Annotated in this window: 3 protein-coding genes and 1 pseudogene; all 4 read left to right on the forward strand. The window is 62.4% G+C overall.

Annotated features, from left to right (window positions below; translation table 11 throughout):
* Positions 1-81 (forward strand): annotated as a pseudogene (locus tag CO667_RS34450) (electron transfer flavoprotein subunit beta/FixA family protein); the annotation flags it as partial.
* A gap of 21 nt (positions 82-102) precedes the next feature.
* A complete protein-coding gene (locus CO667_RS34455) occupies positions 103-1032 on the forward strand; it encodes an electron transfer flavoprotein subunit alpha/FixB family protein (RefSeq protein WP_097622255.1) in 930 nt (309 codons plus the stop codon).
* Between the two features lie 15 nt (positions 1033-1047).
* The gene (locus CO667_RS34460) at positions 1048-1743 is read left to right on the forward strand and encodes a dimethylsulfonioproprionate lyase family protein (RefSeq protein WP_097622256.1); all 696 of its coding nucleotides are present in this window, start codon (positions 1048-1050) and stop codon (positions 1741-1743) included.
* Positions 1744-1878: 135 nt separating this feature from the next.
* Positions 1879-2486, forward strand: a 608-nt coding sequence (locus tag CO667_RS34465) for an alcohol dehydrogenase catalytic domain-containing protein (RefSeq protein ID WP_176707340.1), incomplete at its 3' end; no start/stop codon positions are given.

Here is a 2486-nt window from a genome sequence, read left to right on the forward strand (position 1 = left end):
TCCGGCCGCAAGGCCGGCGTCAAGGTCAAGTCGGTCGCCGAGTTGGTCGACAAGCTGAAGAACGAAGCCGGCGTGCTCTAAGGTTCGAAAGGAATTATCACCATGACCATTCTTCTTCTGGCCGATCACGACAATCAAAGCCTTTCCGACCAGACCGCCAAGGCGCTGACGGCGGCAAGCCAGATCGGCGGCGATATTCATGTTCTCGTCGCCGGCAAGGCTGCCAAGCCTGCTGCCGAACAGGCGGCCAAACTCTCCGGCGTCTCCAAGGTGCTGCTGGCCGAAAGCGACACCCTCGCCAACAATCTGGCCGAACCGCTGGCCGAGCTGATCGTCTCGCTGGCCGGCAGCTACGACACGATCCTGTCTGCCGCCACCTCGGTCGGCAAGAATGTGCTGCCGCGCGTCGCTGCGCTGCTTGATGTTGCCCAGGTCTCGGAGATCATCGAGGTGATCTCGTCCGATACCTTCAAGCGGCCGATCTATGCCGGCAATGCCATTCAGACGGTGCAGGCAAGCGATGCCAAGAAGGTCATCACCGTGCGCACCTCCTCCTTCGCGTCGGCGGCGGCAGGTGGCTCCGCCTCGGTCGAGGCCATCCCCGCCGTTTCCGATCCGGGCCTGTCGACCTTCGTCAGGGATGCACTGTCGGCCTCCGACCGTCCGGAACTGACCTCGGCGAAGATCATCCTCTCCGGCGGCCGGGCGCTCGGTTCTGCGGAGAAGTTCCGGGAAGTCATCCTGCCGCTTGCCGACAAGCTCGGTGCCGCCGTCGGTGCATCCCGTGCCGCCGTCGATGCCGGTTACGCGCCGAACGACTGGCAGGTCGGCCAGACCGGCAAGGTGGTGGCGCCGCAGCTTTATATCGCCGCCGGCATCTCCGGCGCCATCCAGCATCTGGCAGGCATGAAGGATTCGAAGGTGATCGTCGCCATCAACAAGGACGAGGAGGCGCCGATCTTCCAGGTTGCCGACTACGGACTGGTCGCCGATCTGTTCGAAGCCCTGCCGGAATTGCAAAAGGCGCTCTGACGAGGGAGACCGAACGTGGCTCGCGCGGTGGGACGTCCAATCAAACCTGGTGCTGACCTGCTTCTGAACGATGACGAAAAGCCGGCATATATCAGGCTGCACGACATCGGAAGGGAAAGGCGGCCCCGGCCGCTGCAGGAATTCCTCAATGACGTCGGCGGGCTGATGTTGTCGGCGGAGGCTCCTGCCGTCGCCAGCTTCGTCGCCGGCAAGGTCCTCCAGAGGCTGCTCAAAACAGGCAAGGTGCGGTCGGAGGGCGGGCCTCTTCCCGGCGCGCCGGAAGGGCTTGATGACGTCATTGGCCATCTTGCAAAATCAGGACGGAAATACGAGGCGATCGCCAGCCAATTCCATAGTCTCGCCGATAAGTTGCTCTGGAGACGCGGCCGCTCCGGCCCGTTTGCAAGTTTGAATTTCGGCAATACGCATTCCCATGCGGTCGTGGTCGGCCCTGGAGGCCTGGAGGAGCGCGCCGATCTCAGGGTCGGCGTGATCTATATGGATCGCTACACCCGCTTCCCCGATCATGTTCAGACGCAGCCCCGCGCCTTCCTTCTATTTTCTCCGGCTGAAATCTGCCTTGGCGATTCCCAATGGTTTTCTGCCGCCACCGGCACGGTCTTTGCAAACGATGCCGGCCAATCTTTCGCGATAAGATGCACGGCCCGTCCGCTGCTGGCAGTCTGGTGCCAGGTCGAGCGGGAGACGTGACAGGGCTCTGGCCATGAGCAAAAGCTAAAGGCGAGAGCGTGGAGTGTGATTTCGGATCGTGGGGCGCGCGCCAGCCCTGTCGGTCTATCCGAATATGTAGCCATCAGAATTCGATTTAAGAGGAAGGATATCAAGATGGACGTTCGCGCCGCCGTTGCCGTTCAGGCAGGCAAACCGCTTGAGGTGATGACCGTGCAGCTGGAGGGACCGAAGGCCGGCGAAGTGCTGGTCGAGGTCAAGGCGACCGGCATCTGCCACACCGATGATTTCACCCTGTCGGGCGCCGATCCCGAGGGCCTGTTTCCGGCCATTCTCGGCCATGAGGGCGCCGGCATCGTCGTCGATGTCGGTCCCGGCGTCACCTCGGTGAAGAAAGGCGACCACGTCATTCCGCTCTACACGCCGGAATGCCGCGAATGTTATTCCTGCCTTTCCCGCAAGACCAACCTCTGCACCTCGATCCGCGCCACCCAGGGCCAGGGGCTGATGCCCGACGGTACCAGCCGCTTCTCGATCGGCAAGGACAAGATCCACCACTATATGGGCTGCTCGACCTTTTCGAACTTCACCGTGCTGCCGGAGATCGCCCTTGCCAAGGTCAATCCCGACGCGCCCTTCGACAAGATCTGCTACATCGGCTGCGGCGTCACCACCGGCATCGGCGCCGTCATCAACACCGCCAAGGTCGAGATCGGTTCGACCGCCATCGTCTTCGGTCTCGGCGGCATCGGCCTCAACGTGCT

The organism is Rhizobium sp. L43, from assembly GCF_002531725.1.
Lineage (GTDB): Bacteria > Pseudomonadota > Alphaproteobacteria > Rhizobiales > Rhizobiaceae > Rhizobium.